The sequence below is a fragment of the Parvibaculum sp. genome (assembly GCF_002684405.1).
In the GTDB taxonomy this organism is placed as follows: domain Bacteria; phylum Pseudomonadota; class Alphaproteobacteria; order Parvibaculales; family Parvibaculaceae; genus Parvibaculum.
Genome location: NZ_NYVD01000081.1, coordinates 14,282 through 36,728, shown reverse-complemented (window position 1 = coordinate 36,728; position 22,447 = coordinate 14,282). Strand labels below are relative to the sequence as shown.

24 protein-coding genes and 1 pseudogene are annotated in these 22,447 nt (G+C 63.5%); 17 read left to right on the top strand and 8 right to left on the bottom strand.

The genetic code is table 11. From position 1 onward, the window contains the following. The coding region (acnA, locus tag CMI59_RS07245; RefSeq protein WP_293326682.1) for an aconitate hydratase AcnA at positions 1 to 1,938 on the bottom strand (1,938 nt) is incomplete at its 3' end. Positions 1,939 to 2,226: 288 nt separating this feature from the next. Continuing rightward, positions 2,227 to 2,781 (bottom strand): annotated as a pseudogene (locus CMI59_RS16885) (hypothetical protein); the annotation flags it as partial. A gap of 235 nt (positions 2,782 to 3,016) precedes the next feature. Between CMI59_RS16885 and CMI59_RS07235 the strand changes: the two are divergent. The 6 genes from CMI59_RS07235 (at position 3,017) to CMI59_RS07210 (ending at position 6,772) form a co-directional block, all read left to right on the top strand. Next, the gene (locus CMI59_RS07235; RefSeq protein WP_293326672.1) at positions 3,017 to 3,829 is read left to right on the top strand and encodes a crotonase/enoyl-CoA hydratase family protein; all 813 of its coding nucleotides are present in this window, start codon (positions 3,017 to 3,019) and stop codon (positions 3,827 to 3,829) included. A 31-nt stretch (positions 3,830 to 3,860) separates the two neighbouring features. Further along, positions 3,861 to 4,481 carry a heme ABC exporter ATP-binding protein CcmA gene (gene ccmA / locus CMI59_RS07230; RefSeq protein WP_293326680.1) on the top strand — a complete coding sequence of 207 codons (621 nt, stop codon included), beginning with the start codon at positions 3,861 to 3,863 and terminating at the stop codon, positions 4,479 to 4,481. Next, the gene (gene ccmB, locus CMI59_RS07225) at positions 4,481 to 5,158 is read left to right on the top strand and encodes a heme exporter protein CcmB (RefSeq protein ID WP_293326669.1); all 678 of its coding nucleotides are present in this window, start codon (positions 4,481 to 4,483) and stop codon (positions 5,156 to 5,158) included. Before ccmA ends, ccmB begins: the two co-directional genes overlap by 1 nt. 99 nt (positions 5,159 to 5,257) lie before the next feature. Next, positions 5,258 to 5,998 carry a heme ABC transporter permease gene (locus CMI59_RS07220; RefSeq protein ID WP_293326677.1) on the top strand — a complete coding sequence of 247 codons (741 nt, stop codon included), beginning with the start codon at positions 5,258 to 5,260 and terminating at the stop codon, positions 5,996 to 5,998. Between the two features lie 7 nt (positions 5,999 to 6,005). Continuing rightward, positions 6,006 to 6,185, top strand: coding sequence for a heme exporter protein CcmD (gene ccmD, locus CMI59_RS07215; protein ID WP_293326665.1), 180 nt, complete (start codon positions 6,006 to 6,008; stop codon positions 6,183 to 6,185). Beyond that, positions 6,182 to 6,772: a DsbE family thiol:disulfide interchange protein gene (locus CMI59_RS07210; protein WP_293326662.1), complete on the top strand. Its 591-nt coding sequence runs from the start codon at positions 6,182 to 6,184 to the stop codon at positions 6,770 to 6,772. The genes ccmD and CMI59_RS07210 overlap by 4 nt, the downstream gene beginning before the upstream one ends. An 11-nt stretch (positions 6,773 to 6,783) precedes the next feature. On the opposite strand, the gene CMI59_RS07205 is transcribed toward CMI59_RS07210, so the two are convergent. Next, a complete protein-coding gene (locus CMI59_RS07205) occupies positions 6,784 to 7,383 on the bottom strand; it encodes a MarR family winged helix-turn-helix transcriptional regulator (RefSeq protein ID WP_293326660.1) in 600 nt (199 codons plus the stop codon). A 475-nt stretch (positions 7,384 to 7,858) separates the two neighbouring features. On the opposite strand from CMI59_RS07205, the gene CMI59_RS07200 reads away from it, so the two are divergent. Further along, positions 7,859 to 8,461: an NUDIX hydrolase gene (locus CMI59_RS07200; RefSeq protein ID WP_293326658.1), complete on the top strand. Its 603-nt coding sequence runs from the start codon at positions 7,859 to 7,861 to the stop codon at positions 8,459 to 8,461. Between the two features lie 156 nt (positions 8,462 to 8,617). Continuing rightward, entirely contained in the window at positions 8,618 to 10,243 is a 1,626-nt protein-coding gene (locus tag CMI59_RS07195; protein WP_293326675.1) for an MFS transporter, read from the top strand. 3 nt (positions 10,244 to 10,246) lie between these two features. On the opposite strand, the gene CMI59_RS07190 is transcribed toward CMI59_RS07195, so the two are convergent. The 4 genes from CMI59_RS07190 to dapF form a co-directional block, all read right to left on the bottom strand. Further along, positions 10,247 to 10,909, bottom strand: a complete 663-nt coding sequence (locus CMI59_RS07190) for a septation protein A (RefSeq protein ID WP_293326655.1) — start codon at positions 10,907 to 10,909, stop codon at positions 10,247 to 10,249. A gap of 65 nt (positions 10,910 to 10,974) precedes the next feature. Further along, the gene (gene ftsY / locus CMI59_RS07185) at positions 10,975 to 11,949 is read right to left on the bottom strand and encodes a signal recognition particle-docking protein FtsY (protein WP_339613860.1); all 975 of its coding nucleotides are present in this window, start codon (positions 11,947 to 11,949) and stop codon (positions 10,975 to 10,977) included. Further along, the gene (gene mtaB / locus CMI59_RS07180; protein ID WP_293326652.1) at positions 11,946 to 13,217 is read right to left on the bottom strand and encodes a tRNA (N(6)-L-threonylcarbamoyladenosine(37)-C(2))-methylthiotransferase MtaB; all 1,272 of its coding nucleotides are present in this window, start codon (positions 13,215 to 13,217) and stop codon (positions 11,946 to 11,948) included. The genes ftsY and mtaB overlap by 4 nt, the downstream gene beginning before the upstream one ends. Further along, positions 13,214 to 14,089 carry a diaminopimelate epimerase gene (gene dapF / locus CMI59_RS07175; protein WP_293326649.1) on the bottom strand — a complete coding sequence of 292 codons (876 nt, stop codon included), beginning with the start codon at positions 14,087 to 14,089 and terminating at the stop codon, positions 13,214 to 13,216. The genes mtaB and dapF overlap by 4 nt, the downstream gene beginning before the upstream one ends. Positions 14,090 to 14,411: 322 nt before the next feature. Between dapF and CMI59_RS07170 the strand changes: the two genes are divergently transcribed. Continuing rightward, entirely contained in the window at positions 14,412 to 14,582 is a 171-nt protein-coding gene (locus CMI59_RS07170; protein WP_293326646.1) for a hypothetical protein, read from the top strand. 77 nt (positions 14,583 to 14,659) lie between these two features. Here the strand turns inward: CMI59_RS07170 and CMI59_RS07165 are convergent, their stop codons facing one another. After that, positions 14,660 to 14,884, bottom strand: coding sequence for an alkylphosphonate utilization protein (locus CMI59_RS07165; RefSeq protein ID WP_293326643.1), 225 nt, complete (start codon positions 14,882 to 14,884; stop codon positions 14,660 to 14,662). 270 nt (positions 14,885 to 15,154) lie between these two features. Between CMI59_RS07165 and ffh the strand changes: the two genes are divergently transcribed. The 8 genes from ffh (at position 15,155) to leuB (ending at position 22,423) form a co-directional block, all read left to right on the top strand. Further along, positions 15,155 to 16,717, top strand: coding sequence for a signal recognition particle protein (gene ffh, locus CMI59_RS07160; protein WP_293326640.1), 1,563 nt, complete (start codon positions 15,155 to 15,157; stop codon positions 16,715 to 16,717). A 105-nt stretch (positions 16,718 to 16,822) separates the two neighbouring features. Continuing rightward, positions 16,823 to 17,254 carry a 30S ribosomal protein S16 gene (gene rpsP, locus CMI59_RS07155; RefSeq protein WP_293326637.1) on the top strand — a complete coding sequence of 144 codons (432 nt, stop codon included), beginning with the start codon at positions 16,823 to 16,825 and terminating at the stop codon, positions 17,252 to 17,254. 36 nt (positions 17,255 to 17,290) lie between these two features. Beyond that, a complete protein-coding gene (rimM, locus tag CMI59_RS07150) occupies positions 17,291 to 17,836 on the top strand; it encodes a ribosome maturation factor RimM (RefSeq protein WP_293326634.1) in 546 nt (181 codons plus the stop codon). After that, positions 17,829 to 18,581 carry a tRNA (guanosine(37)-N1)-methyltransferase TrmD gene (gene trmD, locus CMI59_RS07145; protein WP_293326631.1) on the top strand — a complete coding sequence of 251 codons (753 nt, stop codon included), beginning with the start codon at positions 17,829 to 17,831 and terminating at the stop codon, positions 18,579 to 18,581. Before rimM ends, trmD begins: the two co-directional genes overlap by 8 nt. 69 nt (positions 18,582 to 18,650) lie before the next feature. Continuing rightward, positions 18,651 to 19,046, top strand: coding sequence for a 50S ribosomal protein L19 (rplS, locus tag CMI59_RS07140; protein ID WP_293326628.1), 396 nt, complete (start codon positions 18,651 to 18,653; stop codon positions 19,044 to 19,046). A gap of 177 nt (positions 19,047 to 19,223) precedes the next feature. Then, positions 19,224 to 20,642 (top strand): 3-isopropylmalate dehydratase large subunit, encoded by a 1,419-nt coding sequence (gene leuC, locus CMI59_RS07135; RefSeq protein WP_293326625.1) that lies wholly within the window; start codon positions 19,224 to 19,226, stop codon positions 20,640 to 20,642. Positions 20,643 to 20,662: 20 nt separating this feature from the next. Next, on the top strand, positions 20,663 to 21,268 hold the full coding sequence (leuD, locus tag CMI59_RS07130) for a 3-isopropylmalate dehydratase small subunit (RefSeq protein ID WP_293326622.1): 606 nt from the start codon (positions 20,663 to 20,665) through the stop codon (positions 21,266 to 21,268). A gap of 48 nt (positions 21,269 to 21,316) precedes the next feature. Continuing rightward, on the top strand, positions 21,317 to 22,423 hold the full coding sequence (gene leuB, locus CMI59_RS07125) for a 3-isopropylmalate dehydrogenase (protein WP_293326619.1): 1,107 nt from the start codon (positions 21,317 to 21,319) through the stop codon (positions 22,421 to 22,423). Positions 22,424 to 22,447: the final 24 nt, after the last annotated feature.

The window sequence follows — 22,447 nt, the reverse complement described above, 5'->3', positions numbered from 1 at the left end:
TTCCAGCTTGCCCGGCTTCTTCGTCATGTTTTCGAAGTAGGGCGGGTTCTGGACATAGGTGGAATTGTCGTCCCAGCTATAGGTGTTGCCGCCGGTGACCTTGATGCTCTGCCACTTGTCGTCGCCGTCGAAGACGTTGGCATAGCGCTCGCGGAACATTTCCGGCGTGACGCAGGCATGGACGATCTCTGCGATTTCCTTGGAGGAGGGCCAGATGTCCTTCAGATAGACCGGCTGACCGTTGGAGCCCGTTCCGATGGGTTCCGTCGTCAGGTTCTTGCGGGTGGAACCGGCCAGCGCATAGGCGACGACGAGCGGGGGCGAAGCGAGATAGTTCGTCTTCACATCCTGGCTCACGCGGCCTTCGAAGTTGCGGTTACCCGACAGCACCGACGAGACGACCATGTCGTTCTTGTTGATCGCCTGGCTGATTTCCGTCTGCAGCGGACCGGAGTTGCCGATACAGGTGGTGCAGCCATAGCCGACAAGGTTGAAGCCCATCGCATCGAGGTCTTTCTGCAGACCCGACTTGGTGAGGTAGTCGGTCACGACCTGCGACCCGGGGGCGAGAGAGGTTTTCACCCAGGGCTTCACCTTCAGGCCGAGCTTGTGGGCGTTGCGGGCGACGAGGCCGGCCGCGACGAGCACGTTCGGATTGGAGGTGTTGGTGCAGGAGGTGATGGCGGCGATCATTACGTCGCCATGGCCGATGTCGTAATCCTCGCCTTCGACGGGGACGCGCTTGTCGGCTTCCGACGCCTTGCCGAATTCGCCCGTCAGGGCGTTCTCGAAGTTGTCCTTCACCTTCGACAGGCCGACGCGGTCCTGCGGACGCTTGGGGCCGGCCAGGCTCGGCTCGACACCGGCAAGGTCCAGCTCCAGCGTATCGGTGAAGAGCGGCTCTTCCATGTCCGGCTCGTGGAACATGCCCTGCGCCTTGAGATAGGCCTCGACCAGCGCGATGCGCTCTTCGGAGCGGCCCGTGGCCTTGAGGTATTTCAGGGTCTCGTTGTCGACCGGGAAGAAGCCGCAGGTCGCGCCATATTCGGGAGCCATGTTGGAGATGGTCGCCCGGTCGGCGAGAGAAAGATGCTGCAGGCCATCGCCGTAGAATTCGACGAACTTGCCGACCACGCCCTTCTTGCGGAGCATTTCGGTGACGGTGAGCACCATGTCGGTCGCCGTGATGCCTTCGGCAAGCTCACCGGTGAGCTTGAAGCCGATGACTTCCGGGATGAGCATCGAGACCGGCTGGCCGAGCATGGCCGCTTCGGCTTCGATGCCGCCCACGCCCCAGCCGAGAACCGAAAGGCCGTTCACCATGGTGGTGTGGCTGTCGGTGCCGACGCAGGTGTCGGGATAGGCGACTTCCGTGCGGCCTTCCTTCTTGGTCCAGACCGTCTGGGCCAGATATTCGAGGTTCACCTGGTGGCAGATGCCGGTTCCGGGCGGCACGACGCGGAAATTATCGAAGGCCTTGGAGCCCCAGCGCAGGAACTCATAGCGTTCGCGGTTGCGCTGATATTCGATTTCCGTGTTCTGCTCGAAGGCAAGCGCGGTGCCGAACTTGTCCACCATCACGGAGTGGTCGATGACGAGATCCACCGGCACTTGCGGGTTGATCTTGCTCGTCGAGGCGCCAAGCGTCTTCACGGCGTCGCGCATGGCCGCGAGGTCCACCACGGCGGGAACGCCGGTGAAGTCCTGCATCAGCACGCGAGCCGGGCGATAGGCGATTTCGCGGGTGGAGGTGCGGTTCACCATCCATTCCTTCACCGCGCGGATGTCGTCGGCGGTGACGGTGCGGCCGTCTTCATGGCGAAGCAGGTTTTCCAGCAGCACCTTCAGCGAAAGAGGCAGACGCTCGATACCGTCGAGACCGGCCTTCGCCGCGTCGGGCAGGCTGTAATAGGTGTAGGTGCGCCGACCGACCTTCAGGGTCTTTTTGGCACCGAAGCTGCCGCCGCTCTTTGCCGTGCTTTTGGGCGCGGCTTTCTTCGCGGGGGCCTTGCGGGCCGTGGGCTTTGCTGCCGGCTTGGCCGCCGTCTTGCGGGCAGGTGCCGCCTTGCGGGCGGGCGCCGTCTTCGCAGCGGGCTTGCGTGCCGTCGCGGCTTTCTTCGCAGGCGCCGCCTTCCTGGCCGTCGTCGTCTTTTTGGCCGGGGTCGCCTTGCGGGTCGCGGCGGTCTTCTTGGGCGCCGCTTTCTTCGCTACAGGTTTTTTTGCGGCAGGCTTTTTCGCAGCCGCCGTCTTGCGAGCGGCAGGCTTGGCCGTCGCGGTCTTGCGGGTCGTGGTTGCCTTTTTCGGGGCGACTTTTTTGGGAGCGGCCTTTTTGGGAGCTGCTTTCCGGGCGGCGGGCTTCTTTGCCGCCGTCTTCTTCGCAGGCGCCTTCCTTGCTACCGGCTTCTTGGCGGCGGTCGCTTTTTTCGCCGTGCTCGCCTTTTTGGTGGTCGCGGCTTTTTTCGGTGCGGCTTTCCGGGCGACCGGCTTTCTGGTCGCGGTTGCCTTCTTCGCGGCCGGCTTGGCCGTCGTCTTCTTCGCAGCAGGCTTTTTAGCGGCCGGTTTCTTTGCCGCCGGTTTCCGGGTGGCGGCTGCCTTCTTGGGAGCGGCCTTGCTGGCTACGGTCTTTTTTGCGGGGGTCTTTTTCGCAGGTGCCTTTTTCGCGGGCGCCTTCTTTGCCGTGGTCTTCTTCGCGGTGGCGGTTTTCGCCGCCGCTTTCTTTTTCGCTACGGGCTTCTTTGCGGGGGCCTTTTTACTGGCCTTCGCCACTGCCTTTTTCGCCATCAGTTCGATCCTCGATGCTGCTTGCCGGACCCGGGAATGCGATGCGATACGATGTGGCGCGATGCGTGTTACGCACGCTCTCCAACGCCGCTGTCGATACGCCGCCGATCTGTCGTTGCGGGCCGCTGTTCGTGACGCGGCGGACTATAATGACTTTCATCGGCTAATGCCATGCTTCGCGCGCGGTCTTGAGCCATGATAATGAGCATCACGGAACAGTTCAGGGGAGACGGCGATGAATGCGGTGAGAACGGAGAAAAACGGTGCCGTCACGACGATCGTGCTCAGCCGGCCGGATGTGAAAAATGCGGTGGATCGCGAAACCGCCGATGCACTGGCGCAAGCCTTTCTCGATTTCGAGCGCGACGAGGATGCACTTGTCGGTGTGTTTCATGGCGAGAACGGAACTTTCTGCGCGGGCGCGGACCTGAAAGCGGTATCCCGGGGCGGGGAAGGCGGCGCCAACCGCATGACGTCGCCGGGGACCGGCCTGGAAGCGGACAGGCTTGCCGCGGACGGGCCGATGGGGCCCTCGCGCATGGTGCTTTCCAAGCCCGTGATCGCGGCGATTTCCGGTTATGCGGTGGCGGGCGGCATGGAACTCGCCTTGTGGTGCGACATGCGCGTCATGGAACGCGACGCCACGATGGGGGTATTCTGCCGACGCTGGGGTGTGCCGCTGATCGATGGGGGCACGGTACGTCTGCCGCGGCTCATCGGTCATTCGCGGGCGATGGATCTCATTCTCACCGGCCGTCCGGTCGATGCGGAGGAAGCACTGCAAATGGGTCTTGCGAACCGGATCGCGGAGCCGGGGACGGCGCGGGAGACCGCGGAAGAGTTGGCGCAGCAGATTGCGCGTTTTCCGCAAGGCTGCCTCCGTCACGACCGGATGTCGGCCTATGAGCAATGGGACCTGCCTTACGATCAGGCCCTGGCAAACGAGTTCACACATGGCCGGAAGGTGCTTGCTTCCGGTGAAACGGTCGCAGGCGCCACGCGGTTTGCCGCCGGCAAGGGACGGGGCGGGAATTTTGACGATATTTGAAGATGCGATGGCGGCGCCCGCCGCGCGAAAGATGACATTGCGGGCGTCCGATCTTGCCTGCATCCGGGGCGGACGGCTCGTCTATCAGGGTCTCGGCTTCGAGGTGGCGAGCGGCGAGGCGCTTGTGCTGGTGGGCCCCAACGGGGCGGGGAAATCGAGTCTGCTGCGCCAGATTGCCGGTCTTGTGGAGTTGGCCGAGGGGCATCTGACGCTCGATGGCGGCAAGGCGGACATATCGGTTGGCGAGCAGGCGCATTATCTCGGCCATCTGGACGCGCTGAAGCCCGCCTTTTCGGTGGAAGAGACGCTCCGATTCTGGAGTTCGTTTCTGGACGGGGCAGGCGGCGCGCGCGATGTTCTGCCCGCGCTCGACGCCGTGCGGCTTGGCGATCTCGCCGATCTCTCGGTAGCCTATCTATCCGCCGGGCAGCGCAAGCGGCTGGCGCTGGCGCGGCTTCTTGTGGCGCCGCGCCCCCTCTGGCTGCTGGACGAGCCCAGCGTCGCGCTGGACAAGGCCTCGACTGCCATCCTGGCGGAGCTCATGGAGGCGCATCTGGCGCTGGGCGGGCTCATCGTGGCGGCAACGCATCTCGAACTGGGGCTCAAGCGCCAGCTGACGCTCGATCTTTCGCCTCGCCGGCAGGTGGCCTGATGGGACGCGCCATTGCAGCATTGATCGCGCGGGATTTGCGGCTGGCCGTGCGCGCAGGCGGCGGCGGCGGCATGGCCGTCTTCTTTTTCCTGATTACGGTGAGTGTCGTCGCGGTGGGCGTCGGGCCCAACCTGTCGCTGCTGGCGCAGATTGCGCCGGGCATTTTGTGGGTGGCCTTGCTGCTTTCCTCGCTGCTGACGCTGGAACGTCTGTTTCAGGCCGACCTCGAAGACGGAACGCTCGACCTCCTCGCCATGGGGCCCTTGCCGCTGGAGGTGATCGCGGCCGCCAAGGCGTTCAGCCATTGGCTGACAACGGGGTTGCCGCTGCTGGTCGCCGCGCCGCTTCTGGGCCTGTTGCTCAACCTGCCGGTGAATGTGTTTCCCCCGCTCATCCTGTCGATGGCCATCGGGACGCCCGCATTGAGCTTTCTGGGCGCCATCGGAGCGGCGCTGACCGTCGGGGTGCGCCGGGGCGGCCTGCTCGCCTCGCTGCTTGTGGTGCCGTTCTATGTCCCGGTGCTGATTTTCGGCGTCGGGGCGGCGGATGAGGCGATTTCGGGCGCGCCGCCCGGCGTCATGATGCAGGCACTCAGCTTTCTCGGGGCCGTGACGCTGGCAAGCCTCGTCATCGGCCCCGTGGCCGCGGCGGCGGGGCTCAGAGCTGCGCTGAAATAGGGAGTGCGTTGGAATGAGGCGCGACCTTATGTCGGGATCACAAATCGCCCCGCTCTCTTGCCGTTTCACGCCCTGCCGGGCTACATCACAGGCATGACCATGCTCACCGCCTCGCAGCGGCTCCAGGCCTTCGCCAATCCCACGCGCTTCATGGCGCTGTCGGGCCGTCTTGTCGCGCCGCTCGGCGTGCTTACGGCGGTGGTGATGGCGGCGGGGCTCTATTTTGCGCTGTTCGCTTCTCCGCCTGACTATCAGCAGGGTGAGACGGTGCGGATCATGTATATCCATGTGCCGTCGGCCTGGCTGTCGCTCTTCGTCTATTCGGTGATGGCGGTGTCGAGCGGCGTGGCGCTCGTGTTCCGCCATCCGATCGCCGATGTCTGCGCCAAGGCGGCGGCGCCCATCGGGGCGGCCTTCACCTTTCTGGCGCTGGTCACGGGCTCGCTCTGGGGCGAACCGATGTGGGGTACCTGGTGGGTCTGGGATGCAAGGCTGACCTCGGTGCTGATCCTGTTCTTCATCTATCTGGGCTATATGGCGCTGCGCGCCACTATCGACGACCCGCATGCGGCGACGCGGCCGGCGGCGGTGCTGGCGCTGGTGGGCTTCGTCAATGTGCCGATCATTCATTATTCGGTGAACTGGTGGAACACGCTGCATCAGCCGGCCAGCGTGTTTCGGATGGACGGGCCGACCGTTGCGTCGTCCATGCTCGTTCCGCTGATGACGCTGGCCATCGGGTTCACGTTGTTCTTCTTCGTGATGCTGCTGGTGCGGATGCGGGCGGAAGTGCTCAGGCGGCGTGTGCGGGCGATGAGCCTGCGCCGGGCCGAAGGGTAGGGCGGAAATGGCCGAATTTTTCTATATGGGCGGATATGCCGCCTTCGTCTGGCCAAGCTACGGGCTGGCCGCGCTCGTCTTTATCGGCGTGATCTGGCAGAGCGTCACCGATCTCAGGGCGCAGAAACGTCTGGTGGACAAGCTCGAAACGCGACGCCGGGATCGCAAGCCGGAGGGCGGCGCGTGACCGACGAGCCTTCCACGGGCGGAAGACGGCGGCTGCTGGCGCTGATCCCTGCCGTTGTTTTCTTCGTTCTGGCCGGTTTCTTCCTTGTGGCGCTGTTCAACGGGGATCCGTCCCGTGTGCCCTCGGCGCTGATCGGGCGTGAAGTGCCGGTGTTCGACCTGCCACCGGTCGAAGGGCTTCCGCACCCGGGACTGGCCGATGGAAATTTGCGCGGGGGCAAGGCGAGCATCGTCAATGTCTGGGCGAGCTGGTGCGTGCCGTGCCGCGAGGAAATGCCGATGCTGGTCGAGTTCCGCCAAAAGCACCCCGAGGTGCCGCTTTACGGGATCAACTACAAGGACGATCCGCGGGCTGCGCGGCGTTTCCTTTCCGAACTTGGGGACCCGTTCGACCGGATCGGCGCCGACGCCAGGGGGCAGGCCTCCATCGACTGGGGCGTTTATGGCGTTCCGGAAACCTATGTGGTCGATGGCGAGGGGCGGATTGTCGTGAAACATGTCGGCCCGCTCACACCGGAAAGTATCGAGAACGATATCCTTCCGGCGCTGCGGGCCGCAAACCCGGCGACTCCCGCCGCCGGGCAGTAGAGGCAGACGGCTTACTTCTTCTTGCGGGCCGTCGTCTTCTTCGCTGCCGGCTTGCGGGCCGGGGCCTTCCGGGCGGCGGGCTTTTTCGCAGCCGGTTTCTTGCGGGCCGGGGCGCGCTTGGCCGGCGCCTTTTTGGCGGGCGCGGCGGCTTCCTCTGCCTTCATGCCTTCCACGGCTTCGTTCAGATGGCTGAGCGCCTTCATCAGATCCGACTGGACGGTCTTGGGCATGATGTCGAGAAGCGCCTTCTCGGCGGCCAGGGCGCGCGGCATGGCGCTTTTGAGCGCGCGGCGGCCGGCTGCGGTCAGGCGTACGGAATTGGCGCGGGCGTCTTCGGCGGTACGCTTGCGGGCGAGCAGGCCGTTCTTGATCATGCGGCTGATCATGTCGGCCAGCGTCGAGCGGTCGATGCCCGTGCGGTTCACCAGATCGGTCTGGCTCAGGCCTTCTTCCTCGTTGACTGCGAACAGCACGATGAACTGACGCGGCGTGAGCGAGCTGTCGCCCATCTGCTGTACGAACTGGTCATAGGCGAACTGCTGCGCGCGGCGCAGCAAATGACTCAGCGAGCTTTCAAGGTCGAAACTTCCGGCAGTCTTCCTCGGGGCCATGCAATTTTTCCTTCAGATGTTTGTCGCCGGAGTGATCCGCGGGAAACGGGCCGCATACGGAAAGCCGACGGCTGGCTTAAGCCATGTTGTGCTTTTGGACGCGTTGCCTCGCCGGATAAACCGAATGCAGAAGGTAACGCTGCCCGGCGCGCGATGACCGGCCATGAAAGCACCGCATATCTGTATGCCTGCGTGCCGGGATATGGCCTGAACGTCTGCGCCGATCTATCATCATATGCACCTGAGGACCCCTGCCGCGCAAGAGGCAAGGGCGAAAGAATCGTGCTTATGTGTCGCGTATATCTGTAGCCGGAGCAATAAGGCGCCGCTCCGGCTGAAATCCCGGCGGCAGCTGCGTAACTCCGTGGGCAGACAGACCCTTCCGGATGCGCGGTAACGATAAGCGGCAATGACGAAAAGTGACACGGCGATGACGAGCGGCAACCAAAACGATAAAGAAGATGAACAAACTGCAATGCGCGAAAAAGTGACGCATCGCGTGCCCAAGCCCCAGGAGCCGGGACGGGAAGAGAGCGTCGCCTTTTCCCGTCGCGTGCCGGATGGGGACAATCTCGCGCGCGATGTGTGCGATGCATGCGGTTTCATCGACTATGTGAATCCGCGGATCGTGGTCGGATCGGTGGTCGAACATGAAGAGCGTTTCTTGATGTGCCGCCGTTCCATCGAGCCGCGCCGGGGATTTTGGACATTGCCGGCGGGTTTCATGGAGCAGGGCGAGACGACCGAAGACGGTGCGAAGCGTGAGGCGCGTGAAGAAGCGAATGCTGAAATCGTCATTCGCGACCTGCTGGCGGTCTACAACATTCCGCGCATTTCGCAGGTGCAACTCATGTATCGCGCAACGTTGGCCCGGCCCGAATTTTCCGCCGGCGAGGAAAGCCTCGAAGTCGCTCTCTTCGCCTGGGACGATATTCCGTGGCAAGAGCTTGCCTTTCCAAGCGTCTATTGGGCGCTCACGCAATATCGCAGCGTTAAGGAGAAATCGGCTATTGTACCCTTCGGCAATCCGGAGGGCGAGAACGGAAATTTCTTTCCCGCCGCCCCCTCCGCGGGCTGAGGGGTTCGTGTTTTCGTCGCTTGGCGATCCTGCCTCGTTTGGGCATGATCTTCGGTGGAGGAGGCCCGTTTCGCGCAGAAGGCGACGGGCCGCTACATCGGGGGAGGAAACGACGTGGCCGAATTGTCGGGCGGTGAGCAGGCCTATAAGCACAAGATGACGCGTGAAGAACGGCGGGTGATTTTCGCCTCGTCGCTGGGCACGGTTTTCGAGTGGTACGACTTTTACCTATACGGTTCGCTCGCTGCGATCATCAGTGTTCAGTTCTTTTCCGGCGTGAACCCGACGGCGGGTTTCATCTTCGCCTTGCTCGCATTCGCGGCGGGTTTTGCCGTCCGGCCTTTCGGGGCGCTGGTGTTCGGCCGGCTGGGCGATCTGGTGGGCCGCAAATACACTTTCCTCATCACCATCACGATCATGGGGCTGTCGACCTTCATCGTGGGGCTTCTGCCCAATTACGCGACCATCGGCATGGCGGCGCCGGTCATTCTGATCGCGTTACGTCTGGCGCAGGGGCTGGCGCTGGGCGGCGAATATGGCGGCGCGGCGATCTACGTCGCGGAACATGCGCCGACGCATAAACGCGGCAATTATACCTCATGGATCCAGACGACGGCGACGATGGGTCTGTTCCTGTCGTTGCTGGTCATTCTGGGTGTGCGGCTCTCCATGGACGGCGCCTCATTCGAAAGCTGGGGGTGGCGTATCCCCTTCATTCTTTCGATCATTCTGCTCGGTATATCCGTCTGGATCCGCGTGCAGCTCAACGAGTCGCCGCTGTTCAAGAAGATGAAAGAGGAGGGCACGCTCTCCAAATCGCCGATCAAGGAGAGTTTCGGCAAATGGCCCAATCTGAAGATCGTGCTGATCGCGCTGCTGGGTCTCACAGCGGGGCAGGCGGTGGTCTGGTATACGGGCCAGTTCTATGCGCTCTTCTTCCTCACGCGGATTTTGAAGGTGGACGGGCAGACGGCCAATCTGCTGATTGCGGGCGCCCTGCTGCTGGCGACGCCCTTCTTCATCGTGTTCGGTTCGCTGTCGGACAGGATCGGCCGCAAGCCGGTCATCCTGGCCGGCTGTCTGATCGCGGCGCTGAGCTATTTCCCGATCTTTACCGCGCTGACCCATTTCGCCAATCCCGCGCTTGAAACGGCGCAGCGCGAAGCGCCGGTGGTGGTTGTCGCGGATCCGGCGGAATGTTCCTTTCAGTTCAATCCGGTCGGCACGGCGTCCTTTACCTCATCCTGCGATGTGGCGAAGTCGGCACTGGCGAAGGACGGCATTCCTTACAGCAATGAAGCCGCGCCCGCCGGGGCGGCGGCGATTGTGAAAGTGGGGGATGCGGAGCTTGCGTCTTTCGACGCCACGCAGGATGGCGCGGCGGACAGACGCGCGGCTTTTACCGCCACGCTGAAAACCGTGCTGCGTGATGCCGGCTATCCGAAGGCGGCCGACCCGGCGCGCATCAACTATACGATGGTGGTCGCGCTGCTCTTCATGCTCGTGCTGCTGGTGACGATGGTCTATGGCCCGATCGCGGCGGCGCTGGTGGAATTGTTTCCGACGCGGATCCGCTATACCTCCATGTCGCTGCCCTATCACATCGGCAATGGCTGGTTCGGCGGTTTCCTGCCGACGGTTTCCTTCGCCATCGTGGCGGCGACGGGCAATGTCTATTCGGGGCTGTGGTATCCGGTCATCATCGCCGCGATGACATTCGTGATCGGGCTGTTGTTCCTGCCGGAGACGAAAGACCGTGAACTGCATCCGGAAGAGGAGTGAGGCCTACTCCGCAGGCTGGATGGCTTCTGCTTTCTCGTCGTCGGGCTTTTCCGGCGCATGCTTTGTGAGCACGCCCAGCTGTGCCATGCCGAAGACGAGGGTGATGGGCGTCACGCCGAAGAGCTTGAAACTGACCCAGAAGTCGGTCGAGAAATTGCGCCAGACGACTTCGTTCACGATGGCGAGAAAGACGAAGAAGAGCCCCCAGCGCACGGAGAGGATCATCCAGCCCGTATCGGTGAGGTCGAACGCGCCGTCGAAGAGCTTCTTCATCAGCGGCTTGCCCATCATCGCAGCGCCCAGCAGCGCGGTTGCGAACAGAAGGTTCACGATGGTGGGCTTCAGCTTGATGAACTCGTCATTATGCAGCCAGAGCGTCAGCCCGCCGAAAACCATCACGAAGACGCCGGTGACGAGCGGCATGGTGGGGATATGGCGGAATTTCGCATAGGACACGCCGAGCGAGACGGCTGTCGCGATCATGAAAGCGCCGGTGGCCCAGAAGATCGTCTGGCTTTCGGGCACGCCGAACAGATTGTCGGCCTGGGCGTTCATGATGAAGAACACGGCCAGCGGCCCCAGCTCGATGGCCATGCGGCCCCATTGAGAGCCGGTCATGCCCGCATGGGTGTCTTTAGATGTGGTCTCGGCCTTCGTCTCGGTCATTCCGGACTCCGCAGTTATGTATCGAGCCGTCCGTTACTTTCTACGAGACCAATCCGCCTATCGGATCAGTTCGCCCCGGCAATGGCTTTCGCGTAGGCGTCCGCCGAGAAGGTCTGCAGGTCTTCCACGCTTTCGCCGACCCCGATCATATGGACCGGCATGCTGAATTTTTCGGCAATGGCAACCAGGATGCCGCCGCGCGCCGTGCCGTCCAGCTTGGTCATCACAAGGCCGGTGACGCCCGCTGTGCTGCCGAAAATCTCCACCTGGTTCACCGCGTTCTGGCCTGTGGTGGCGTCGAGCACCAGCAGCGTCGCATGGGGCGCTTCGGGCTCGATCTTCTTGACGACGCGGATCACCTTTTCGAGCTCCGCCATCAAATCGGCCTTGTTCTGGAGGCGGCCTGCCGTGTCGATCAGCACGACATCGGCGCCTTCTTCCTTGGCGCGCGCAATGGCCTCATAGGCAAGGCCCGCCGCATCGCCCCCGAGCTTGGTGGTGACGACGGGCGCGCCGATGCGCTCGCCCCAGACCTTGAGCTGTTCCACGGCTGCCGCGCGGAAGGTGTCGCCGGCCGCCAGGATGACGGATTTTCCTTCCCCGATCAGCTTTGCGCCGATCTTGCCGATGGTGGTGGTCTTGCCAGCGCCGTTCACGCCGACCATGAGCAGCACATAGGGCTTCTTCGTTGCGTCGATCTCGAAGGGCTTTTCCACCGGTCTGAGGATGTCCGCAATCTCGCTGGCCAGCGCCTCGCGTATTTCTTCCGGGCTGACTTCCTTGTCGAAACGGTCCTTGCGGATCTGGGCGGTGATCTTCGAGGCCGCGTCGATGCCGAGATCGGCGGAGATGAGCAGGTCTTCCAGCTCTTCAAGCGTCTCGTCGTCGAGCTTGCGCTTGGTGAAGATGCCGGTGACGCCTTCGGAGATGTTTTTCGCGGAGCGGGAGAGCCCCTCCTTCATGCGGCGAAAGAGGCCCTTTTTCTTTTCTTCCGATCCGGTTTCGCTTCCGGCGTCGTCCTGGGTTTCGCTTTCGCTCATGCAGCCAATAATCCCTTGAAACGCTTGCCGTCATGCCCGGCGAGCTGCACCGGCAGGATGTCGCCTGCCTGCGCCTTGCCGCCTTCGAGCCTGACCGGCGTGAACTGATGCGTGCGGCCCATCGTGCCGGTTTCCATCAGCACCGGGCAAGTGGCGCCGAGACCCGATTCCAGATGGGCGCGCAGGCGCTCGGCGCCCTTCTGGCGAAGGCGGGCGGCGCGGGTCTTGATAAGGCCGCGTTCCACCTGCGGCATGCGCGCGGCGGGTGTGCCGGGGCGCGGCGAATAGGGAAAGACATGCAGCCAGGTGAGGCCGCATTCATCGACATGCCGCAGCGAGTTCTCGAACATCTCGTCGGTCTCGGTCGGGAAGCCGGCAATGATGTCCGCGCCGAACACGATGTCGGGGCGCAGGCGGCGCGCTTCCTCGCAAAAGGCGATGGCGTCCTCGCGCGAATGGCGGCGCTTCATGCGCTTCAGGATCATGTTGTCGCCGGACTGCAGCGATAGATGGAGATGCGGCATCAGCCGCTCTTCCTCAGCGATGAGGCGCATCAGCGCGTCGTCGGCTTCGATGCTGTCGATGGAGGAAAGCCGCAGACGCTCCAGTTCCGGCACCAGCTTCAGAATGCGGGTCGCGAGATTGCCGAGCGAGGGCCTGCCGGGCAGGTCCGATCCGTAAGAGGTGATGTCGACGCCCGTCAGCACGATTTCGCGGTAGCCGTTTTCGACGAGGTTCCGGACCTCGGAGACGACTTCGCCCGCGGGCACGGAGCGCGAATTGCCCCGGCCATAGGGAATGATGCAGAAGGTGCAGCGATGATCGCAGCCGTTCTGCACCTGGACGAAGGCGCGGGCGCGGCCTTCCAGCCCTTGCACCAGATGGCCGGCGGTTTCGCGCACCGACATGATGTCGTTGACGCGGATCTTTTCGTTCGCATGTAGCGCGCGGGCGGGTGTCCAGCTTGCCGCTTCCATCTTTTCGGCATTGCCGATGACGAGATCGACCTCGCCCATATCGCCGAAGCTTTCCGGGTCCACCTGCGCGGCGCAGCCGGTGACGATGATGCGGGCTTCCGGGTTTTCGCGGCGCGCCTTGCGGATCGCCTGCTTGGCCTGGCGTACCGCCTCGCCCGTGACGGCGCAGGTATTGAAGACGATGGCGCCTTCGAGCCCTGCTTCCGCCGCATGGCCGCGCATCACCTCGGATTCATAGGTGTTGAGGCGGCAGCCGAAGGTCACGATTTCGGTGGGCTTCTTCTCGCTCATGCCGCCCCTCCCGAAAGAAGCGCGGGGTCGAGTTCGCTTTCATAGTCGAGAGTCGCGGGGCCCGTCATATAGATGCGGTTGTCGGCCTCGCGCCATTCGAGCGTCAGGTCGCCGCCGGGCAGGCTTACCGTCATGGTCCGCTCCGTCTTGCGGCGGCGGATCGCGGCGACCGCGCTGGCACAGGCCGCCGTGCCGCAGGCCTTGGTGAGGCCTGCGCCGCGCTCCCATGTGCGAATGCGGATATGGGTCGGCGAAAGCACCTGCGCGACGGAGATGTTCGCGCGCTCGGGAAAGAGCGGATGGTGTTCCAGCATCGGGCCGATGCGGCCGAGGTCTATCGCGTCCACATCGTCGACGAAGAAGATCGCATGCGGATTGCCGACATTCACCACGGCGGGCGAATGCATGATCGGATCGCCCAGCGGGCCGACTTCGAGTTCGATGGCGCGGGTGTCGCGAAATTCTTCGGAGAGCGGGATTTCGTCCCAGCCGAGGCGCGGCTCGCCCATGTCGACGGTGATGGTTCCCTCGGGGCCGCGCGTTGCGACCGTGTCGCCGCTCGGGGTCTCGATGGTGACGGCGTCCTTGCCCGTCTCGTCCAGCAGGATCTGGCCGATGCAGCGGGCCGCGTTGCCGCAGGCTTCCACCGCGCCGCCGTCATTGTTGCGGATGCCCATAAAGGCGTCGCCGCCGGTGCGCGCCGGTTCGATGGTGATGAACTGGTCGCAGCCCACGCCGTTTTCCCGGTCAGCGATGCGGCGCGCAAGCTCCTCCGTCAGCGCGAGCGGATGCGCGCGCAGATCCAGCACGACGAAGTCGTTGCCGAGGCCGTTCATCTTGCGGAACGGCATGGGACGGGGTGTTGCGGTCATGGCTGCCATAATGAGGGGATATATGGCGCTTTTGGCCCAAAATTGCCAGTGGAATGAAGATTCGGCGGAACCGGGCGGAGGAGAGGGCGGCGGGCCGGTCAGGGCAGTCATCCGGCGTTCCTGTGGGGCTCCTGATCCTCCGTTATCTGACGGATTCCATTTGCCGGAATTTCAAACCTTCCATAGAGTTTTTGTCGGGTCGCCCGGAGGTGATTCACGAGACAAGGCTAAGGATGCCTCCGTGGCCGTCGAGAGAGCCCGCATCGGTTTGCGGTCGGCCCGGGCTTGCTCGTACCGGCCGGAGATTTCCGGTGACGGACCCATGCGCAACAAGGCCGCATGGATGATCGACATGGCGACGAAAACTGCCAAGGCTTCCAAACCCGCTGCGGCCAAGGCCGCGAAACCGGCTGCCAAACCCGCCGCGAAGAAAGCCGCCGCCGTGGCTCCGGCTGCCAAGCCGGCCGCCAAGAAGGCCGCGAAGAAGAAGTAATCCGGCCGTTCCACGAGACGATGCGGGCCCGGTGCGTAAGCGCCGGGCCCTTCTGGTTCCGGTCGCGGAAGGGCGGCTCAGGCCTTCTTCAGAAACTCGGTCTTGAGCACCAGTCCCTTGACCTGCTTGGTGCTGCAATCGACCTCGCCGGGATTGGCCGTCAGGCGGATGTTCTTCACCAGCGTGCCGCGCTTGAGGGTCTGGGAGGTGCCTTTGACCTTCAGATCCTTGATAAGAGTGACGGAATCCCCGTCATTGAGTTCCGTGCCGTTGCTGTCGCGCACGATGACGTCGTCGGTCAAAGTCGTGTTCCTTGCCGTTTGGTGGTTGAGGAGGCGTAAAATCGACCCTGCCGCGACCAAGGGCAAGCGAATATCCGCGGCAGGTGATGGTTGGGCTCTGAAACTTGACTTAATCGCCTCCAAACCCTAGTTTCCGCCCACGTTTTTCGGGACATTGCCGTTTTCCCGACCGCCCCAGGCGTTTTGCCGGGGTCCCCCTCCGCCGACGATATTCGTTCGCGGAGGCGATTTTGCTTTGTGCCACCGGAACTTGAAGGCTGAAAGGGCCCCATGTTCGAAAACCTGTCAGGCCGTCTGGGCGACGTCTTCACCAAACTCAAGGGCCGCGGCTCGCTGAGCGAGAAGGATGTCGACGAGACGATGCGCGAGGTGCGCCGGGCTCTGCTGGAGGCCGATGTGGCGCTGCCGGTCGCCCGCTCCTTCATCGACAAGGTGAAGGCGCGCGCGGTGGGCGCGGACGTGCTGCGCTCCGTGACGCCCGGCCAGCAGGTCATCAAGATTGTCCATGACGAACTGGTGGAGATGCTGGGCGGCGAGGGGGCCGACAGCTCGATCTCGCTCGCGGCCGCTCCGCCGGTCTGCATCATGATGGTGGGCCTGCAGGGCTCGGGTAAGACGACCTCGACCGGCAAGATCGCCAAACGGCTGACCGAGCGCGACAAGCGCAAGGTGCTGATGGCCTCGCTCGATACGCGCCGCCCCGCCGCGCAGGAACAGCTGAAAGTGCTGGGCGAGCAGACGGGGGTGGCGACGCTGCCCATCGTCGAGGGTCAGCAGCCGGTCGCCATCGCCAGGCGCGCCATGGAGGCGGCCAGGCTCGGCGGCTATGACGTCGTCATGCTCGATACGGCGGGCCGTATCCATATCGACGAAGAGCTGATGGCCGAGGTTGCGCAGGTGCGCGACGCGACCCATCCGCATGAAACGCTGCTCGTCGCCGACAGCCTGACCGGTCAGGACGCGGTCAATGTGGCGGAGAACTTCAAGGATCGGATCGGCGTGACCGGCATCGTCCTTACCCGCGTCGACGGCGACGGGCGCGGCGGCGCGGCGCTTTCCATGCGCGCGGTCACGGGTGTGCCGATCAAGGTGCTGGGCACGGGCGAAAAGCTCGACGCCATCGAGGATTTCAAGGCCGACCGCGTGGCGGGCCGCATTCTCGGCATGGGCGACGTCGTATCGCTGGTGGAAAAAGCCGCCGAGACGATCGACGCCGACAAGGCGAACAAGATCGCCGAGAAGATGCGGAAGGGTCAGTTCGACCTGGACGACATGGCCGAGCAGCTCAAGCAGATGGGCCGCATGGGCGGCATCAAGGGCGTGCTGGGCATGCTCCCCGGTTTGAGCTCCAAGCAGATGGCCGGCGCCAATATGGACGACAGCGTCTTCAAGCGTCAGGGCGCGATCATCTCCTCCATGACCAAGGCGGAGCGCCGCAATCCCAAGCTCCTCAATGCCAGCCGCAAGAAGCGTGTGGCGAAGGGCTCGGGCACGGATGTCTCGGAAATCAACAAGCTTTTGAAAATGCACCGCCAGATGGCCGATCTGATGAAGCAGATGGGCAAGCAGAAAGGCGGCGGCATGATGAGCAAGCTGTTCGGCGGTGGCGGCGGGATGCCCGAGCTTCCGCCGGAGGCCGCGCAGGATCCGGAAGCGATGAAAAAGCTGATGGATCAGGGTGGTGGCGCGCCCGGTGGCGGTCTGCCGGGGCTTCCCGGCGGCATGGGCGGCGGCATGCCCGGCGGTCTTCCCGGCCTTCCGGGCGGTGGTTTCGGCGCACCGGGTGGCGGGCGCAAGGCGACCAAGAGCCCCAAGAAAAAGCGGCGCAAATAGAATTTCGCGTTTCGGGCCCGCGCATATCGGGCCTTTCAGGATCAACAGGTTATCCGCCGCAAGGTCAATAAAGCGGCGGCAAGGTTCAACGAAGGAAGTAGACATATGGCACTCAAGATCAGGCTTTCCCGTGGCGGCACCAAGAAGCGCCCCATCTACCGTATCGTCGTGGCCGACACCCGGTTCCCGCGCGATGGCCGCTTCATCGAGAAGCTCGGCACCTATAATCCGATGCTCCCCAAGGACGGCGATCAGCGCGTCGTGCTCGACACCGAGCGCGCCAAGCACTGGCTCGACAATGGCGCTCTGCCGACGGATCGTGTCGCGCGCTTCCTGACGGATGCCGGCCTGTGGAACCGCAAGCCGAGCAACAATCCGGAGAAGGCCAAGCCGAAGGCGAAGGCGCAGGAACGCCTCGAAGCTGCCCGTATGGCGGCCGAGGAAGCGGCTGCTGCCGAGGCGGCCCCGGCCGAAGAGGCTCCCGCCGAGGAAGCCCCTGCCGAAGAAGCCGCCGGCGAAGAGCAGGCCGAGGCCTGATCTCGTGCCATGTGAGCGCCGCGCGGAGATCGCCTTATGAGCACGGACAAGAGAGTCTGTCTCGGCGTCATCGCCGGCGCGCATGGCGTGCGCGGCCAGGTCCGGGTGAAATTCTTCACCGAGGCGCCCGACGGCATTGCCGCCTATGGGCCGGTGGAGACAAAGGACGGCGGTCGCAGCTTCGGGATCGACTTCAAAGGCGTCGCCAAGGGCCTTGCCCTGTGCGCGCTTGAGGGCGTCACCGACCGCGACGAGGCCGAGGCGCTCAGGGGCACGGAGCTTTACGTGTCACGGGAGCGTCTGCCCGAGCCGGATGAGGACGAGGAAGGCTGGTATTACGCCGACCTGGTCGGTCTGGCCGCCATCGGTGCCGACGGGACCCGTTACGGCAAGGTCGCGGCCGTCCAGAATTTCGGCGCGGGCGACCTGCTGGAAATCTCGCCGGAAGGCGGCGGCGCCACGGTGCTGATGCCCTTCACGGCGGAAAATGCGCCGGAAGTGGATATCGAAGGCGGGAAGATCGTGATCGACCCGCCGATCGGCACTTTTGGCGAAGAAGATGAGGAGGCGGCGGATGAGTAAGGCCGGCGCCTCCGATCCGGAAAGAGTATGGGAAGCCGACGTGCTGACCCTCTTTCCGTCCATGTTTCCCGGCCCGCTCGGCATTTCGCTGGCGGGGCGGGCGCTCGAAGAGGGCACATGGCGGCTCAGGGCTGTGGACATTCGCGGGTTCGCGAGCGATAAACACCGCAGCGTTGACGATACGCCGGCAGGCGGCGGTCCGGGCATGGTGATGCGGGCCGATGTGGTGGCGGCGGCGGTGGATGCGGTGCATCGGCCGGATAGCGCCAAGCCCTTGATTTATTTGAGCCCTCGGGGTAAGTCGCTGACCCAGAAACGGGTCCGGGAGCTGGCCGCCGGGCCCGGTGTGACGCTTCTGTGCGGGCGTTTTGAAGGGGTGGACCAGCGCGTGATCGAGGCGCGGTCCATGGAAGAGGTAAGCCTCGGGGATTTCGTACTCTCCGGCGGCGAACCGGCCGCGATGGCACTGATCGATGCCTGTGTAAGGCTGCTGCCCGGCGTGATGGGCAGCGGGCTTTCGGGCGAGGACGAGAGTTTCGAGAGCGGGTTGCTTGAATACCCGCACTACACCCGGCCTGCGGTTTTCGAAGGACGGGAAATTCCGGCGGTTCTGACCTCCGGCGACCATGCAAAGGTTAACGCATGGCGCAGAGAGCGGGCCGAGGAGCTGACAAGAACGCGGCGGCCGGACCTTTGGGAAAAATTCCTCACGGAATCGCCCAAAGGTGGTCGCCATACGGATTAAAACGTGATAGTGAACCGCGCTTCCGGAGGCATTTTGCCCGGAAGGCCTTCACATTCGAGGTTGATCGTTATGAATATCATCCAGCAGCTCGAGCAGGAGCAGATGGCATCGCTGGCAGCGACCAAGGACGTCCCGGAATTCGCGCCGGGCGACACGCTGCAGGTCAATGTGAAGGTGGTGGAAGGCTCGCGCGAGCGCCTTCAGGCATTCGAGGGCGTGTGCATTGCGCGTTCCGGCTCGGGCCTGCAGGAAAACTTCACCGTCCGCAAGATTTCCTACGGCGAAGGCGTGGAACGCGTCTTCCCGGTCTACAGCCCGCTTGTCGCCTCGATCAAGGTGCTGCGCCGCGGCCGCGTCCGTCGTGCGAAGCTCTATTACCTGCGTGGCCTGCGCGGCAAGGCAGCCCGAATTACCGAGAAACAGGACCATAAAGCCCGTCGCGAAGACAAGAACGGCGCCGCCTGATTTCGGCCGCTCTCACAGAGCAGAAAACCATCTTCGAAAAGCGGGCAGGGCGCCGGAGCGCCCGGGCCCGCTTTTTTCGTTCCGGAGTGCGTCCCATATCCAGCGCATTCCGACATGCCTTTGAAAATAACGGCGCGTAAGTAAACGGCGCCGGAGACGACAGAGAGGATTGGAGCCATGGCGCCCCGCACCATGTACGACAAGATCTGGGATGCCCATCTGGTGGAAGAGCAGAAGGATGGAACCTGCCTGCTCTATATCGACCGGCATCTGGTGCATGAAGTCACCAGCCCGCAGGCGTTCGAAGGCCTGCGTATGGCGCATCGTCAGGTGCACCGCCCCGAGCGCACGCTGGCGGTTGCCGATCATAATGTGCCGACCACCGACCGGGCGCATGGCATTTCCGATCCGGAATCGAAGCTCCAGGTCGAGACGCTGGAACACAACGCCAAGGATTTCGGCGTCGAATATCTGGAAATGTCCGATATCCGCCAGGGCATCGTGCATATCGTCGGGCCGGAACAGGGCTTCACGCTCCCCGGCACGACCATCGTTTGCGGCGACAGCCACACCTCCACGCATGGCGCCTTCGGCGCGCTGGCGCATGGCATCGGCACGTCGGAGGTCGAGCATGTGCTCGCGACCCAGACGCTGATCCAGTCCAAGGCCAAGAACATGCGCATCAATGTGGTGGGCAAGGCGCCTGAGGGCTTTACGGCGAAGGACATCGTGCTGGCGATCATCGGCGAGATCGGCACGGCGGGCGGCACCGGTTATGTGATCGAGTTCGCGGGCGAGGCGATCCGCGACCTTTCCATGGAAGGCCGCATGACCGTCTGCAACATGACGATCGAAGGCGGCGCCCGCGCCGGCCTCATCGCGCCGGACGAAAAGACCTATGCCTATCTGGAAGGCCGCCCGCGCGCGCCCAAGGGCAAGGCGTGGGAGATGGCGGTCGAGTACTGGAAGACGCTGCCGAGCGACGAAGGTGCGGTGTTCGACAAGGAAATCACCATCGACATCGCCGATCTGCCGCCGCTCGTCACCTGGGGCACCTCGCCTCAGGACGTGGTGAAGATCACCGATGTCGTGCCGGATCCCAAGAGCCAGCCGGACGAGCATCGCGCGCGCGCCATGCAGCGTTCGCTGGACTATATGGGCCTCACGGCAGGCACGCCGATGACGGAGGTCAAGATCGACCGCGCCTTTATCGGGTCGTGCACCAATGGCCGCATCGAAGATTTGCGCGCCGCGGCGGTCATCGCCCAGAAGGCGCTGGACAAGGGGCGGAAGGTCGCCTCCACCGTCAGCGCGATGGTGGTGCCGGGCTCGGGTCTCGTGAAGGAGCAGGCGGAGAAGGAAGGTCTCGACAAGATCTTCATCGAAGCGGGTTTTGAGTGGCGCGAGCCGGGCTGCTCCATGTGCCTGGCGATGAATGCCGACAAGCTGGAGCCGGGCGAGCGTTGCGCCTCCACCTCCAACCGCAACTTCGAAGGCCGTCAGGGCCGCGGCGGGCGCACGCATCTCGTCTCGCCCGCCATGGCGGCGGCGGCGGCGATCGCCGGCCACTTCGTCGATGTGCGCGATTTCGACTGATTGAACGGGAACAGCAGAAGATGGAAAAATTCACCAAACTGGAAGGCGTCGCGGCGCCCTTGGACATGATCAATGTCGATACCGACATGATCATCCCCAAGCAGTTCCTGAAGACGATCAAGCGCACCGGGCTCGGCAAGAACCTGTTCGACGAAATGCGTTATGACGACGACAAGAAGGAAATCCCGGACTTCGTGCTGAACAAGCCGGCCTACCGGAATGCGCAGATCCTCGTGACCGGCGACAATTTCGGCTGCGGCTCGTCGCGCGAACATGCGCCCTGGGCGCTTCTGGATTTCGGTATCCGCTGCATCATCGCGCCGAGCTTTGCCGACATTTTTTATAACAACTGCTTCAAGAACGGCATTCTGCCGATCGTGTTGCCGCAGGAAGAAGTCGACAAGCTGATGGACGATGCCGAGCGCGGGTCCAACGCGGTCGTCACCATCGATCTCGAAGCGCAGGAAATTCGCGGGCCGGATGGCGGCGTCATCAAGTTCGACGTCGATCCCTTCCGCAAGCATTGTCTGATGGAAGGTCTCGACGATGTCGGCCTGACGCTTCAGAAGGAAGACGAGATCGCCGATTACGAGACGAAGCAGAAAGAAGTCCAGCCCTGGGTCTGATCCTGCCGAGCATCGTCCGCACCACGACAAGAAAACGAAAGACCGAGTATGAGCAAGAAGATCCTGATCGTCGCCGGTGATGGTATCGGCCCGGAAGTGATGGGCGAAGTCGAGCGCGTCATCGCCTGGTACAACGACAAGCGCGGTTTCGATGCAGACATCGAGAACGAGCTTGTCGGCGGCTGCTGCTATGATGCGCATGGCGTGGCTGTGACGGACGAGACGGTCGAAAAGGCGAAGAAGGCCGATGCCGTGCTGCTCGGTGCGGTCGGCGGACCCAAATGGGATAACGTCCCCTATGAAGGGCGCCCCGAGGCGGGCCTGCTGCGTCTGCGCAAGGATCTCGAACTGTTCGCCAATCTGCGGCCGGCGCTCTGCTTCTCGGCGCTTGCCGATGCCTCGTCGCTGAAGCGCGAGATCGTCGAAGGTCTCGACATCATGATCGTGCGCGAGCTGACCGGCGGTGTCTATTTCGGCGAGCCGAAGGAAATCACCGATCTCGGCAATGGCGAACGGCGCGGTGTCGATACGCAGGTCTATACGACGGGCGAAATCCGCCGTATCGCGGAAGTCGCGTTCGATCTTGCCCGCAAGCGCGACAATCGCGTGATGTCGGTCGAGAAGCGCAATGTCATGAAATCGGGCGTGCTCTGGTACGAAGAGGTTGCGAAGCTGCACAAGGAGAAGTTCTCCGATGTGACGCTCGAGAACATGCTGGCCGACAATTGCGCCATGCAGCTCGTGCGTAACCCGAAGCAGTTCGATGTCATTGTGACCGACAATCTTTTCGGCGACGTGCTGTCCGATATTGCGTCCATGCTCACCGGCTCGCTCGGCATGCTGCCCTCCGCCTCGCTCGGTGCGAAGGATGCGAACGGCAAGGCCTGCGCGATGTACGAACCCGTGCATGGCTCCGCGCCGGATATTGCGGGCACGGGGGCTGCGAACCCGATTGCGTCCATCCTCTCCTTCGCGATGGCGCTGCGCTACACCTTCGAGCTTGGCGCGGATGCCGACCTGCTGGAGAAAGCCGTGGATACCGTGCTGGCCGACGGCCTGCGCACCGGCGACATCATGCAGGACGGCATGAAAAAAGTCGGCACGACCGAGATGGGCGACGCGATCCTCGCGGCGCTCGACAAGCTGAACGGATAATCCAAAAGACAGCCCGACCCGCCG